Annotated in this window: 14 protein-coding genes and 1 riboswitch; of the genes, 5 read left to right on the top strand and 9 right to left on the bottom strand. The window is 49.2% G+C overall.

Annotated features, from left to right (window positions below; all coding sequences use genetic code 11):
* A riboswitch (cyclic di-GMP riboswitch) is annotated at positions 1 to 92 on the bottom strand. This riboswitch is flagged as partial in the annotation.
* 180 nt (positions 93 to 272) lie between these two features.
* From purR to BZJ18_RS15780, 4 genes are all read right to left on the bottom strand, one after another.
* A complete protein-coding gene (purR, locus tag BZJ18_RS15795) occupies positions 273 to 1,277 on the bottom strand; it encodes an HTH-type transcriptional repressor PurR (protein WP_077458178.1) in 1,005 nt (334 codons plus the stop codon).
* Positions 1,278 to 1,537: 260 nt separating this feature from the next.
* Positions 1,538 to 2,314, bottom strand: coding sequence for a heme ABC transporter ATP-binding protein (locus tag BZJ18_RS15790; protein WP_077458176.1), 777 nt, complete (start codon positions 2,312 to 2,314; stop codon positions 1,538 to 1,540).
* Positions 2,311 to 3,348, bottom strand: coding sequence for a FecCD family ABC transporter permease (locus BZJ18_RS15785; RefSeq protein WP_077458174.1), 1,038 nt, complete (start codon positions 3,346 to 3,348; stop codon positions 2,311 to 2,313). Before BZJ18_RS15785 ends, BZJ18_RS15790 begins: the two co-directional genes overlap by 4 nt.
* The gene (locus BZJ18_RS15780) at positions 3,348 to 4,190 is read right to left on the bottom strand and encodes a heme/hemin ABC transporter substrate-binding protein (protein ID WP_077458172.1); all 843 of its coding nucleotides are present in this window, start codon (positions 4,188 to 4,190) and stop codon (positions 3,348 to 3,350) included. The genes BZJ18_RS15785 and BZJ18_RS15780 overlap by 1 nt, the downstream gene beginning before the upstream one ends.
* Positions 4,191 to 4,394: 204 nt before the next feature.
* Here BZJ18_RS15780 and BZJ18_RS15775 point away from each other — a divergent pair, with 204 nt between their 5' ends.
* From BZJ18_RS15775 to BZJ18_RS15755, 5 genes are all read left to right on the top strand, one after another.
* Positions 4,395 to 6,452: a TonB-dependent hemoglobin/transferrin/lactoferrin family receptor gene (locus BZJ18_RS15775; protein ID WP_077458170.1), complete on the top strand. Its 2,058-nt coding sequence runs from the start codon at positions 4,395 to 4,397 to the stop codon at positions 6,450 to 6,452.
* A 70-nt stretch (positions 6,453 to 6,522) separates the two neighbouring features.
* A complete protein-coding gene (gene hutX, locus BZJ18_RS15770; protein ID WP_077458168.1) occupies positions 6,523 to 7,056 on the top strand; it encodes a heme utilization cystosolic carrier protein HutX in 534 nt (177 codons plus the stop codon).
* A gap of 2 nt (positions 7,057 to 7,058) precedes the next feature.
* On the top strand, positions 7,059 to 7,628 hold the full coding sequence (gene hutZ, locus BZJ18_RS15765; protein WP_077458166.1) for a heme utilization protein HutZ: 570 nt from the start codon (positions 7,059 to 7,061) through the stop codon (positions 7,626 to 7,628).
* A 135-nt stretch (positions 7,629 to 7,763) separates the two neighbouring features.
* Positions 7,764 to 8,237: a DUF2947 domain-containing protein gene (locus tag BZJ18_RS15760; RefSeq protein WP_077458164.1), complete on the top strand. Its 474-nt coding sequence runs from the start codon at positions 7,764 to 7,766 to the stop codon at positions 8,235 to 8,237.
* A 62-nt stretch (positions 8,238 to 8,299) separates the two neighbouring features.
* Positions 8,300 to 8,743, top strand: a complete 444-nt coding sequence (locus tag BZJ18_RS15755; protein ID WP_077458162.1) for a hypothetical protein — start codon at positions 8,300 to 8,302, stop codon at positions 8,741 to 8,743.
* 54 nt (positions 8,744 to 8,797) lie between these two features.
* Here BZJ18_RS15755 and panP read toward each other — a convergent pair whose 3' ends face one another.
* From panP to BZJ18_RS15730, 5 genes are all read right to left on the bottom strand, one after another.
* Positions 8,798 to 10,447, bottom strand: a complete 1,650-nt coding sequence (gene panP / locus BZJ18_RS15750; protein WP_077458160.1) for a pyridoxal-dependent aspartate 1-decarboxylase PanP — start codon at positions 10,445 to 10,447, stop codon at positions 8,798 to 8,800.
* Between the two features lie 284 nt (positions 10,448 to 10,731).
* Positions 10,732 to 11,253: a hypothetical protein gene (locus BZJ18_RS15745; protein WP_077458158.1), complete on the bottom strand. Its 522-nt coding sequence runs from the start codon at positions 11,251 to 11,253 to the stop codon at positions 10,732 to 10,734.
* A 288-nt stretch (positions 11,254 to 11,541) separates the two neighbouring features.
* A complete protein-coding gene (locus BZJ18_RS15740; RefSeq protein WP_077458156.1) occupies positions 11,542 to 12,339 on the bottom strand; it encodes an HAD family hydrolase in 798 nt (265 codons plus the stop codon).
* A gap of 15 nt (positions 12,340 to 12,354) precedes the next feature.
* Positions 12,355 to 13,458: a sn-glycerol-3-phosphate ABC transporter ATP-binding protein UgpC gene (ugpC, locus tag BZJ18_RS15735; RefSeq protein WP_077458154.1), complete on the bottom strand. Its 1,104-nt coding sequence runs from the start codon at positions 13,456 to 13,458 to the stop codon at positions 12,355 to 12,357.
* The coding region (locus tag BZJ18_RS15730; RefSeq protein WP_131825300.1) for an ABC transporter permease subunit at positions 13,459 to 13,944 on the bottom strand (486 nt) is incomplete at its 5' end.

Raw genomic sequence — 13,944 nt, 5'->3', positions numbered from 1 at the left:
CGCTACCGTTGATATTTTGACATCATGTCAAATTACCGTTAGGCCGGAGGCTTTGAGTCCCATGCTTGCGCCATGGTTTGCCTTGTTCAAACGCTATTAAGCATATAATAATTAGACACCGATGTCGTCCTCTCCCATCGAACAAAATGTGATCTTGGTTCAGGGTGGGTGTAATTGATGAACTAGAGTAAAAGCACTACCGGAAGAGTAGTCGCGTAAAAGAGCACCGCCAAGACATTGACGGTGCTCTTCATAAAAGTTTCATTAAAACATTAAGATAGTGTTTTAACTGACTGCCGACTCACTAGTGCAGGTTGCAWTTCGAACACTTGCTGTTGAGTCTCGTTGTTGGCAATTCGCGCGAGCAAGAGCTTGACGGCCGTTTTGCCTAGACGGCGTTTGGGCTGGTGAATAGTTGTCAATGGTGGCGAGAAATACTCGGTGAGATCAATATTATCGTAACCAATCACCGATATATCATCTGGCACTTTCAAGCCGTGCTCGTTAAATGTACTAATGGCCGCTAATGCCATAATGTCATTAAAACAAAAGACAGCGGTCGGGCGGTCTGACATCGTCGCCAATTGCTTCGCGGCAATTTGCGCTTGATCGGCTTCGAAATCTGCCTCAATCAGCCAATTTTCATTCACTGGAATATTGGCTTCTTTTAACGCACGGAAATAACCGTTTAAGCGATGCTTACAGGTATTTTTATCCATTTGGCCAGAAATACAGCCAATTTTAGTATGTCCATTATCAATAAAGTGTTTGGTGGCAAGGTAACCGCCTAATTCAGCGTTATCTTCTATGCGGTCTGTATCGATATGGTGACTGCCCCAATCCATCACGACCATAGGCAGATCGCGTTTTTTTTCTAATAACAGCATCAAATCTTCGTTGAGATCAGAGCACACTACAATGAGTCCGTCGACGCGCTTTTCTGACAACATACGCAGGTAGTCGCGTTGCTTTTCGAGGTTACCCTCGGTATTGCAGAGAATCAGTGTGTAGCCTTGCTTGTAGCAATAGTCTTCCACACCGTGAACAAGCTCGGCGAAAAAGGGGTTGGTGGATTTGGTCACCAGCATACCCAGTGTACGTGTTGTGTTGCATTTCAAGCTTCGCGCCACAGCACTTGGGGCGTAGTTTAACTCTTCAACCGCTTGCCATACTTTCTCAGTCGTCTTCTCGGCGACAAAGCGGGTTTTGTTTATCACGTGTGACACCGTCGTGGTCGATACACCGGCGAGACGCGCGACATCTTTAATCGTTGCCATCTTGATTCTTCTTTGTAGTAATGCGTAGGGATCGTTACTCGCGACCTTACAGAAAAACGCCGCTGTTCGTCAGCGGCGATGTCTTTCACAATCCCGGCACATCAGACGGTTGCGAAGGTAACGAATCCGATTTCATTCATTCTCATAGCTAATCGGTTGCGCTCTCAGTTTACTTAGGTTGGCGCACACTCGCAATTGGTCTGATCAGCGAAAATGGACCAACAGACGGTTTTGTGAGCCAGCTATGATGTATTTATCAATTAAGACACGATCAGTGGGCAGTTATGCTCCGGATGAGTCAGTACGGTCAGCGGGTATTGGTAGATGTCTGCCACTCTATCACTACTAAAACACTGCCACGGATCGCCGGATAGGACGATTCGACCTGCTTTCAGAAAATGCAGTTGATCGGCGTATTGCGCCGCCAAATTCAGATCGTGCAACACCAATAGCACTGTCATTCCTTGGTCAGCGAGTGCTCGACAGCGCTTTAGGGTGTAATGTTGATGGGTAATATCTAAGGCCGAAGTGGGTTCATCCAGCATCAGTATCGCTTGATCTGGTGCGGTTTGTGCCAGCTGTAATGATACGCGCGCCATGTGTACGCGTTGTTTTTCACCGCCAGACAAAATCGGATACGGTCGATGAGCAAGATGGCTAATATCCCATGCCGTTAGTTGCTCGTTAGCAAGGGCCGCGATCTGTTCTCGGTTTGCCTTTAGTGGTGTCGCTCCCATCTCGACCACTTCTTGCGCGGAGAATGCAAACGTGAGCCCGCTATGTTGGGGAAGGAAGGCAACTCGTCGGGCAAATTCTTCGCCTTGCCACTGGCTTTTTGGCTGTTGCCAAAACTGCACACTGCCATGCTGATGTTTGTCGCTAATCAATTGCTTTAACAGTGTACTTTTCCCCGCACCATTCGGCCCGAGTAAAACGTGTAACTGGCCGGCAGTAAAGGCGAGATCAATCTCGCTTAGTAGTTGACGGCCGTTAAGCGCATAGCTGAGCTTGGAGATTTGAAGCGCAGAATCTGTCATTCGTGAACCACTGCTTTTCGTTGTTGAATAAGAAGCCATAGAAAGAAAGGAGCCCCCATTAGGGCGGTAATAATGCCAACAGGTAATTCGGCGGGGGCGACAATGACACGGGCAACAATATCGGCCAAGGTCAGTAACAGGGCACCAAGAATGGCTGATAAGGGCACCAGTGTGCGGTGATCCGGGCCGGCAATTAAACGCCCAATGTGTGGGATCACTAGACCCACAAAGCCGATAAGACCGGCAGCACTTACCGCAATGCCCATTCCCGCCGCGGTTACAACAATGAGTAGGCGTTTTAAATGGTGTACATCAATGCCCAAATACGCCGCTTCGTTTTCACCGAGCAAAAGGGCATTTAAGTGGCGTGCGCGCTGGTAGGCAAATACCGTGAGTAAGCATGCAGCGATGCCAGTGAGAACAATTTGTCCCCAAGTTGCACCGGTCAGTGACCCCATCGACCAAAGGGCGATGTCTCGTAACGTTTGATTATCCGCCACATAGTTAATCAAGCCTAATGCAGCGCCGGACAAAGCACTGATCGCAATGCCCGCTAGCAACATGATGGTCACCGAACTGCCCATGGCCGTTGTGCCAATTCTGTATACAAATAGGGTTGCCAGTAGTGCACCGATAAACGCAAAGGCAGGCACCGAAAACACAAAGCTGGCCTCGATACTGCCCCAAGAGAGCAATAGCAAGCCCAGTGCGCCTCCTAATGATGCGCCGCCAGAGACACCGATAATACCCGGGTCAGCGAGAGGGTTGCGGAAAAGCCCCTGCATCAACGTGCCGCAAACGGCGAGCAATGCACCGATAAAAATACACAGCAAGGTTCGAGGTAATCGAACTTGTTGAACGATGGCGAGTACATGCGGCTCAACATTGTCATGCCAAGGGGTTAAGCTCTGTAAACTGGTCAGCCAGCCAAGTTGCCATTGTCCCACCGCGATAGACGTTATCCCTACGACGACAAGTGCGATGATGAGCGCTGGAAAAACATGCGACTGTGAGGATCGAAAAGACGCTTGCATTAGTCGTTCTCTCCAACGACGGTGCGCTGAATACGAATGGCTTCATCCAGTGATTTCAGGCTAAGCCCTCCCACTAACACACTGCCGTCAATTGGAATAATACGCTGCTGTTGGAATGCGCGCGTGKCATTAAGTAAAGGCACGGCATCAGCGAGTCCTTCAATACCGCCTAGCTGGTCGAGAGAACGTTGCATGACCAAGATAAAGTCCAGATCAAAGCCCAGTAACGCTTCTGGCGACAGTGGTTTATAGCTACTGAGCGCCGCCGCAGCAGGGTTAGTCGCACCCATCAGCGACAACAAGGTATCCGGTGAGGTATTGGCACCCGCGACACTGGCAGGACGTCCTTGGTGAACCAGAAGAAACACGCCTTTGAGTGCGGTTTTGGGGGCATGCGCTTTTAATGTCGCAATCTTGGTGTCTATGTCGGTCAGTAACTCTGCGGCTTTGGACTCTGTGTGGGTGAGACTCGCGACTTTTTTAATCCGTGTTTTGAGTGTCTCGACGCTGGGCTCACTAGACAGTCGAGCCACGGTTACCCCTGACGCTTCGATTTTCTCCAAAACCGGGGTGGGACCCATTTCATCTGAGCCTACGACTAGAGTCGGTGCTAAAGACAGCACACCTTCGACGGCGAGCTGGCGATGATAGCCGACATTCGGCACGTCTTTGTTCGGTAGGTGGCTGGTGACATCAATGCCAACTATCTGTTCTGTCGCACCTAATTCAACCAGTAAGTCTGTTACACCGGCCCCCGCGCTGACAATGCGTGGTGATGCTGTGACAGAGAGTGAGAGTAGTGCTGAGGCGAGGGCAAGCAGTCTAACCGCGGCAGTTGCCATGATGAATTCCTTTATTTATTAAACCAGTCAATGTGAGTGCAATGCTCGACGTCAGTCCATTACACACTGTTAGTGAACGGAAATGTAATTATGAGTTACAAACCTAATTACGAGCAATTATCGTTTACATTGCCGTTAATGATCAATACAATCCTGCCAAATAGTTCATGATTCTCATTTTTGATTGGCTCAATAGGAAGACCCATGCTGGTAAAAACGGACGTCTCGGAAGTATTGACTCCTTCTACGATCAAGCTTGCTATCGGTGCTGCCCTTGGCACATTGGCATTTATTCCTTCAGCGTTGGCGGAGACGCAAAACACGGCGGATTCGTCATCAGACGTTATCGCGGTGTATGCAAGCCGCATTGACGCACAAAAAGCGAACGGTGCCGCTGCGGTCAGCACGGTATCACTCGAAGAAATTGAAAAACGGCAGGGGACCAGCGTAGCGGATCTAATTAGCCATTTACCCAATGTATCTATTGCCGGTGGTGGGCGTGATGAATCACAAGCGATTGTGATTCGTGGGCTCAGTAGTGATAACGGGCGCGTGATTCAACTGATTGATGGTGTACGCCAGAATTTCTCTCTGGGACATCGCTCAAGCTTGTTTATCGATCCAGAGTTACTCAAGACTGTTGATGTTGTTCGTGGCCCTGCGAGTACCGTGTGGGGATCGGGGGCGATTGGTGGTGTGGTGGCGCAAAGCACCAAGTCTGCCTATGACTTTTTAGATGCTGACCAAGACATTGGTGGCTACCTAAAGCAGGGTTTCCACAGTAACGACAATGCGTCGCGTACGAGTGGCGCTGTATTTGGGCGTACGGATACGATTGATTGGCTAGTGCAGAGCTATTATCACGACGCTGATGACAATCAACTGGGCAATGGTAAAACGTTATCCTACTCCGCGAGTCGTGAGAAAGGAGGGCTTGCTAAGGTCACCTATACCCCTTCTCTCGTGCACCAGTGGACTTTCTCGGCGCGCCAAGGCGACCGTGATGCCATGTCACCGTCGAATCCCTCGGTTCAAGATCCCTCAAGCAACTATCCATTGGTGTATCGCCAAACTCAAGACCAAAGTCTTGCTGTAGCCTATCAATACACACCAATGAGTGATTGGATTGACCTCTCATCTCGAGTGTATTGGAACGATACGCAAATGAAAGAATATCGTTTAGTAACCGATGAGCATGATGACAACCAAATGCAAACCTTAGGATTGTCACTCACCAATCGTGCTCATTTCAACGATATTGAATTTATCGCAGGATTTGATGGTTATCTCGATCACTACCAAACTCAGCGTGACGATAAAAGTGCGCCGGGAGAGCGCCCTGAGGGACAAGATGCGAAAGCGCGAAGCATTGGCGTGTTTGGCCAGCTAGAAATTCCGCTTGCAGAAGCTTGGCAATGGACTGCCGGTCTGCGATTCGACGATTACAAAAATGAAGACACGCGAGCAACATCAACCATTGAGGATGCCAGTGACAGCCAATGGTCACCATCGACTGCACTGACGTGGAATGTGACCGAACAGTTGGCGTTGACGGCAAGCTATCAGGAAGCTTTTCGCGCGCCAAGTTTAGAGGAAATGTATGCCAGTGGAACCCATTTTGTGGTGCCGAGGGGACCTTCAAAACTGATTAACCGTTTTGTCCCTAATCCAAACCTTAAGCCTGAACAGAGTGCAAACAAAGAATTAGCGCTGACCTATCAGTTTGCTCCGATGGCTTATCTGGATAGTGGCTATATCGATGCGCGTGTTTTCCGCAATGATGTCGAAGATTTTATCGAAATGAACGTGGATTTTATGGGAGCGACCACCACCCGCCAGAATGTAAGCAATGCCAAATTGGAGGGGGTAGAGCTGAGTTTCCATCATGAATATGGTCAGTTTAAAAACGATTTGAGCTATAGCCAAATGGAAGGCAAGGATAAAGCGGATGGCCGTTACTTGGAGCAAATTCCCGCACATAAACTGGTCGCGGAAACGGATTATCGTTTAGCGACGTTACCGGTGAACTTGGGTGCGCGAGTGTCTTATTACGCGGATCAAGACGAGAACCCCGATCAGAAGACCTATGACGGTTATACCTTGTGGGACCTGTATGCAAGCTATAGCCCTAACGGTGCTTGGGATGGTGTGAAATTTGATCTCGCGATCGAAAACCTCACTGATGAGTATTACACCACGGCGTGGTCTGAAGTCGCATCACCGGGTCGGGATATTAAACTCAACGTTCGCTATCAATTTTAATCAATCACTAAACATGGGCAGGGTTGTCCCTGCCCAACAGAAAACGATAACAATAGGCTGGGAGTAAACCATGACAACTACATTGACCGAGCAAGTCAATGCCTTACTCACCGAGAACGCCTCCATGCTGCCCGCCGATATGGCGAATACGCTGGGTGTCAGTGAAGGTGAGGTGGTACGCGCGATGCCATCCGAATATCAAACTTGGGTGGATGGGCAACACGCCGAAACGGTGTTAAGTCAGGTGGCCGAGTGGGGCGGTCCGGTGACCGCGATCGTGCATTCTGGCGGCTCGATATTTGAAGTGAAGGCCCCTTTTCCTAAAGGCAAGATCGCTTATGGCTACTACAACTTGATGGGAAAGCCGGGCGAAATGCATGGCCACCTAAAACTAGAGCGCATGGAGGGTATTGCATTTGTCAGTAAGCCYTTTCGCGGCAAAGTCACCCACTACATCGGCTTTTTCACCGAACAAGGTGACTCAATTTTTAAAATTTACTTGGGGCGTGACGAAAAGCGTCAGCTTCTTGAACATCAGATTGAAGCCTTCAATCAACTAAAAACGCAGTTGGCAACCTCTCAATTGACAGAATCGGAGCAATAATCATGGATCAAGCTACTAAACAAGAACGTCTACAAAATCGTCTTGGCCCTGAAATTAAAGAATTTCGTGCAAACTGCCGTACCCTGCAGCTTGCAACACTCGACGCGCAAGGCAAACCCAACGTCAGTTATGCCCCTTTTGCTCAGCGTGAAGATGGCTTTTATATCTTGATCAGTGAAATTGCTCGCCATGCACGTAACCTGCAAGAAAATCCCAACCTGTCTTTGATGATGATCGAAGATGAGGGCAGTGCGAAGCAGATTTTTGCCCGTCAACGACTCAGCTTTGACGCTCAAGCCGAGATGGTAACCCGCAATACTGAGGCGTGGCATGCTGGTATTGAGGCATTGAAAGCACGCTTTGGTGACATTATTGGTAACTTAAGTGGGTTGGAAGACTTCCGTTTATTCCGCTTGGTGCCAGAAAATGGCTTGTACGTAAAAGGGTTTGGTCAAGCGTTCCAAGTAGGCAATGATGATTTGGTGGGAATGGTTCACCTTGATCAAGGCCACCGCAAAGTGGGTAGCGACGAAGACATTAAATCGACCGACGAGATTGCGGTAAACAGTTAATATTTACCACGGCCATTTAGTCACTCACGGCAATGCCTCACGCATTGCCGTTTTTGTATGCGCGCGCCTCAGTAACAACCGATCTGTGGATATGGTAAAGTGGCGTCTTACGCCAATGTGATAACGAACAACACCATGAACTATATCCCTTTATCCGACTATAAGCGCAAGTGGATCTTCACCCATCAATCATTACCGATTGCGGAGAGCGATCTCGCCGATATTAAACCCATGACGGAGGCCCGTGCTGGACAGCTATGGCAAGAATTTGTCAGCAAAGACAGTCCCACGCCCGATCATTTTGGCAAACAAGATTGGCCAACTCATCAAAGCGTTTGGAAAAACCGCTTGGTATGGCAGAGCGCATGGGATAATGATGAGGATCTTCCTGATGAGTTCTTGGCTAATTTCCCCTGGGAGGACAACATTGTGATCTATTTTTGCTATGACAAACACAATGTTGTGGAGTCTCGCTGGGGAATCTTTAAAAAATATTGGAAGAACTTTCTATTCTATGATGATAAACCCATCTTGCTTGGCCGCCGCCGTAAAGAGGTGGCCATGTTTGAGCAATCGGGTGAGGTGGTTATCGGAACGCGCCAGTCTTAGTCGGCATTTAAATTGCATTGTTTTAGGTCATCAGTGAAGTCAGGGTCAATCAGGGACAGGTCATGATTAAAAAGGTGGTTATTTTAAGTGTATCGCTGGCCGTAACCGGCTGCGCGGTACCGCAGTTTTCTGACTTATGGCGTAATTACAGCACCATTGGCCTTAATGAAGAATTGCGTGGTGCGCAACAAGCGCTGGTCCATTGTCGATACGACAACACATTAGATATCGCGCAGCGGTATACCGTGGTCGGCACAGACAGAGAGAAAGCGCGTGCATTTGAGCTAATGGGGGTGACCTATGATGAACAGGAAAACACGCATGAGTTCAACCACACCCTGCAGCGCTTTTTGTTCTCTGAGCCCGGCAAGGCCATGAACGAATCGCAAGTGCTGATGCAATGGCGGCAAGCGAGACTGCAAATTGAACATGAGCGGGAGTTGGCCTTGGGCCAAACACACTGTTTACAATCGACCGATCCCCCGAAAACGGGACCGCTCAAATAACAAAAGGCAGTCGATGACTGCCTTTTGTCTCTTACCCTGCATCATTGCAATGGGTTAACACGCTTTGAGAATGCTTTCGGCCAGTGTCATCAGGCGCGGATAGGCAAATTCGCTCTGCTGTGCAATGCGGGCTTGCTCTTCTAACACCTCATGGAGAATGTCATGGGTCGTAAGTGGGTTGGCCAATACCACGCGGAAAACCGTGGTGGTGCGACGTTGCCACTGCTCGGGGGTGAGACGCGTCCGTGACACAAAGGTGTTGCCGCACTCTCGCTGACGTTTTTGAATAAATTGGGTCAAATCGTTGAGCAGATCGTGCATCAAATCGACCTGTTCATCACTGGCAATTGCAAGCGCCGCTTGAACACGTTGAGGCACAAAGCGATAGGTGAGTAGGCATAACTCGGGCTCAGAAATCAGCTCATAGTCAGAGTGAGCGTCAATCATGCGTGCAAAATGAGAGGCTTTATCGATACTCTGATCGATCAACAATTCATAACCGCGTCGCGAGATAATGTTCATACACGCGAACACTAGCATCGCCATTCCACTCCGTGAGCCCTCAAGCGTGTGGCTGCCCAAATCTTTTGAACCCTTACGCAAAATGTATTCAGCGTGATGCTCAATCGATGCGACGAGAGACGGGTCTTTAAACAGCACCATACCGGCACCCATAGGCGCATAGAGTTGCTTATGCGCATCAATGGTGACAGAGTCGGCCCGTTCAATGCCCGCCAGCTTATGTCGCTGATTATTCGACATCAAGGTCGCACCACCCCAAGCCGCATCGACGTGGAAGTGGATCCCTTCACGCTCGGCAATGTCTGCGAGAGCATTAAGCGGATCAATGTTGCCTGTTTCTGTGGTCCCTGCGACACCGACAATCGCAATTGGCTTGATATTGGCTTGGTTAAGCTCAACAATTTTCTCTTCCAGTGCATCAATGCAAATGCGGTTATTGTCATCAGCAGGAATAGAAATCAGCTGGTCTCGACCGATGCCTAATACATCGGCGGCTTTGCCGAGTGAATAATGACCGCGCTCAGACACCAATATGGCCAGATCTTGGTAGCCATAGTGGCGCATGGCACTGAATAGTCCCGCTTTATGAATGCCGGGAAAATCACCGTCTGGTTTCAATACATTGTTACGGGCGACCCAAAGGGCGGTCATATTGGCAATGGTGCCTCCCGAACAAAATGCCCCTAAAGAGTGGTTAGCACTGTGCATCCAGCTTTGGTAGAAGGCATCGTCTTGGCCGTAAATCAAGTTATGCAACATGCCCAAGACTTGACGCTCCAATGGCGTAAAGGCCTTCGATGTTTCGATTTTCACCGTATTTTGATTTAGCCCGATCATAATTTTAGATAACGGCATCAAAAAGTACGGCAGCGCCGATGTCATGTGACCGATAAATCGCGGCGAGGAAGTATGTACAGACTGTGCGACCAATTTATCGAGCAAAAACTGGGTATGGTCGGACACAAACGCAGGATCTTCAGGGATCGTCGGATCACTAAAGTCACTTTCAATATCTGCCAAAGAGCGATCGCTGGCGGCAATATGGTTTTGCAAAAATCGATTGAGGTTTTGCGAGATCTCTTGCTCGATTTTGCTCAGTGTTGAATCGGGCGCTTCTGGAACAGTAAAAATCCGGTGCAGCGTTTCCGGTGTGGCGTCCGCAGCTTTGTTTTGTGTTGCCATGGAATTCTTCTTTTGTATCTGCTTCGCAGTTCAAGATTGGTCATCATTAAGTGACAGGGTCACTGATGGTCACGAGAGCACTTGCTGAGAAATTGCCACAACATAGCAAAAAAACCGGCTAGCATCAGGCTTTTTTTATCAGTCAGCAAGGTGTTATCCCTAATGCGTAGGGGAGTGAAAGCGAAATGACGTCGTGCTTTGTTCACCGGTAGATGGACWAAGAGCCGGGGTGAACCGGCTCTACCTGCAACCATATAAAACTAGGTGGCGTTTAAGCGTACAGACTATTTACACTGGCGCTGATTAATCGCGGCCATTTGGTTGTTGTACTGATTAAGCGCGGTATCAATTTCTTTGGGATGGCTGAGCAAGTCAGCAAGTGCACTGCGCAGCGCATAGTTCCCTTCCATGGCTTCGCCTTGGCGAAACTCAAAGACTTCTTTGGCGAGCTTAGCTGGTGGCAATGACGATTGTGAAAGGGCTTTGACGTCTTCTTGCGTGAGTTGTAGCCAAGATTCAACTGGGGCATCGAGGCTTAGCTTGGCGGTATCGTTGCTGAGATAATAGTCAAAGGCTTGTGCGTTGAGCTTAAAATGGTTTTCTCGGCCACGTAAGAACCAATCGGCAACGTCTTTTAACGACTCGTCTTTACTGACGGTCAAGGAGACTAAATCTTGGTACCAGTTGATCGAGGCGTCAACGTAATCGTGGTATTTGGCGGTATAACAATCCGCATTATCGACGGGAGCCGCCTGTGACATCGCTGGCATTACCGCTGCTAACAGCGCTAGGGCATAGCGTTTCATAACATTATCCTTATCGTTATTATCATCGCTCTATGCATTTCACTGCCACAGTTGGTGGTGACAGGGCGACATAACCGCGAGCGATACGTGAGGTTTTGGGCGTTAGTTTAAACGTTAACGGGCGACATTGTAGAACGAGCCTTTGTTAAAGTTAAATAAAACATTGATATAAAAAGCCATCTGTCTAGCTAGGTATGAGGCAGGTCGCAGATTTAGTGGCGATTTTTCGTCCGAACGATATTAAATTGCGTCCTATTATTCCGACATAGCGCGCCTTCGGTTAGCCGGTTATTGACGCTTGAGAGTGAGAAGTTGGTGCGCAAATTCCGCGAAGCCAAAACCGCCCGGTTGGGTGGTGATCCACTGTGGGGGATGGGGCAGTGAGGGTAAATGGTGCGCGATATTCGCGACGCCGACGCTCAAGGGAAACGAAGCGAACATTTGGCTGTCATTTAGCGAGTCGCCAATAAAAGCAACTTGTTCACTGTATTGTTTACCGGATAAACCTTGCTCGGCTAAATAGCGAAAACTCGATACCTTCTTACTGTGATCGCCCACCCAGGCATTGATATGAATGGAGCTTGCTGTCGCATTGGCACCATAGGCGTGGAGCGCATCAAGAAGGGCTCGGATTTCATCCTTTGGCGCAGCCGGAGTGTGCTGACCGATATCAATCGCCACTTCTGCGACACGGTAGGCTTGATCGCTGGCAATGCGCCGTGCCGGATACCGAGATAAAAGCGTTTGTACGAAAGCGAGTAATGCCGCTTGTGCTTGCTGGGCAGTGTGATTGATGGTGGTGTTTAAGGTTCCGTTTTGACGCTGCATCACGAATGCACCATTTTCTCCAATCACGGCGTCAACAGGCCATGCATTTGCAATATGATCACACCAACCTGCACACGCGCCCGTTACCGGTACCACGCGTATTCCCGCATCGCGAAGTTGGCTAAGTGCCTGTAACGTTTGCCAAGGCAGCGCCCCCTGCCAAGTGAGCGTGTCGTCCACGTCTGTTAGCAACCAACGCAGATCACGCCAGTCTGCAGCAGACTGTGACAATTGAGCAATCGGCAAAGGGGCGGTCATGGGGATACTCCGATGTTAGGATACCGTCTCAATCTGACGTTCTGTTTGTTGTAAGGTGACATCCAGTCGCTTGCCATGCTCACCGTCGAATACATGCAGGTTGTGAGCAGCTATCGTCAGCGGCAACTGATCGCCTTCTTTCACTTTGGTATGGCCTTCAAGGCGGAGCGTCAGCAAGCTGTTGGTGTCACGTATGTGTCCATAAACCAGTAAATCTGCACCGAGTGACTCGGTAAGGGTTACCGTCATGGTGAACAATGCTTTACTCGTGTCAACCACTTTCAAATGCTCTGGTCGTAACCCAACAGAGACGGATTGATGACCTACCACATCACAGGTTGCCAGTGTGTGTGCACCGATGTTGAGCTGACCGTGCTCGAGGCTTCCGGTAACAATGTTCATGGCGGGTGAGCCAATAAAGGTCGCGACAAACAAGCTTGCCGGTGCGTCATAAACCTCGAGTGGTGTGCCAATTTGCTCGACGTTGCCACCATTAAGGACCACCAAGCGGTCCGCTAACGTCATGGCTTCGACCTGATCATGGGTGACGTACACCGCCGTGGTATTCAGTTTGCGTTGTAGGCTTTTTATCTCGAGCCGCATTTGTACCCGCAGTTTTGCATCCAGGTTTGACAGCGGCTCATCGAACAAGAAGACTTTTGGTCGACGCACAATAGCGCGGCCCATGGCAACACGTTGGCGTTGGCCGCCAGAGAGTTGATTTGGGCGTCTGTCTAGTAAGTGGTCGAGTTCAAGCATGGTCGCAACTTCTTGGACCAATTGCTGGATTTTTTCCTTTGGCGTTCCGCGGTTACGCAAGCCATAGGCCATATTATCGAACACACTCATGTGCGGGTAGAGCGCGTAGTTTTGAAACACCATCGCGATATCACGTTCGCCGGGCTCCAAGTCGTTGACCTTTTTCTGGTCGATAATTAGATCGCCTTTAGAGATCCCTTCCAGACCGGCAATCATACGTAGCAAGGTCGATTTACCGCACCCACTGGGACCGACGAGTACGATCATTTCGCCATCGTCTATGGCTAAATCAATGCCATGAATTGCTTTAAACCCGTTTGGGTACGTTTTCTCAATATGATTAAGGGTTACCGTCGCCATTTACTTCTCCGTCTCCACCAAACCTTTTACAAACAACTTTTGCATCCCCAACACGACTAAAACCGGGGGAAGCATGGCCATCAATGTGGTCGCCATTACGCGGTTCCATTCCACTTCACCATCACCAACCGAGAGCATACGTTGAATACTCATCACAATGGTGTAGTACTGATCGTCGGTGGTGATCAAAATGGGCCAAAGGTATTGGTTCCATCCATAGATAAAGGTAATTACAAACAAAGCCGCGATATTTGTTCGAGAAAGCGGCAATAAAATGTCTTTGAAAAACTTAAAGGGGCCTGCTCCATCAATGCGTGCCGCTTCTAGCATTTCTCCGGGGACCGTCATAAAAAACTGACGGAATAAGAAAGTGGCGGTGGCACTGGCAATTAACGGAATGGTTAATCCCGGCATTGAGTTGAGCATATTGAGGTCAGCAATCACCTGAAACGTGGGCATAATGCGGACTTCAACAGGCAGCATCAG

The sequence above is a fragment of the Salinivibrio sp. IB872 genome, assembly GCF_001995345.1.
Classification (GTDB): Bacteria; Pseudomonadota; Gammaproteobacteria; order Enterobacterales; family Vibrionaceae; genus Salinivibrio; species Salinivibrio proteolyticus.
The sequence above is the reverse complement of the archived record's forward strand: the minus strand, read 5'-3'. Positions and strand labels throughout refer to the sequence as shown.